Origin of the sequence: Limosilactobacillus mucosae (genome assembly GCF_046939755.1) — a bacterium.
In the GTDB taxonomy this organism is placed as follows: domain Bacteria; phylum Bacillota; class Bacilli; order Lactobacillales; family Lactobacillaceae; genus Limosilactobacillus; species Limosilactobacillus mucosae_A.
In genome coordinates this window covers 1-369 of sequence record NZ_JBKZAY010000109.1, presented here as the reverse complement: position 1 = coordinate 369, position 369 = coordinate 1, and the positions used below count along the sequence as shown (strand labels likewise).

The following is a 369-nucleotide window of genomic DNA, read 5'->3' as shown; positions in this document are numbered from 1 at the left end:
TTGACTTCACCAACGATTGCCGGCTACACGCCAAGTGAAGCGGTAGTAAAGCGCAGTTCCAACAGCGATGCCGAACAAGGCCCAACGGTTCCGGTCATCTACACGGCTGACGCGCAAAAGGTTCATGTTCAATACATTGATGGTGAAACTGACAAGCTGTTGCGTCAGGATGATTTGGACGGCTACACGGATGAAACGATTCCATACAGCACGGCTGAAGGCATCAAGAAGTTTGAAGGCGACGGCTATGAACTGTTCAAGGACAACTTCCCAGCTGGTGAGAAATTCGATAATGATGACAAGACTGACCAAACCTACACGGTAATCTTCAAGCACCATCGTGAAAACGTTGATCCAAACCACTCTTCA

General features: G+C 48.5%; 1 protein-coding gene. It reads left to right on the top strand.

The window, feature by feature from the left end:
• Positions 1-369, top strand: a 369-nt coding sequence (locus tag ACLUWI_RS10400; protein ID WP_412147249.1) for a mucin-binding protein, incomplete at both ends; no start/stop codon positions are given.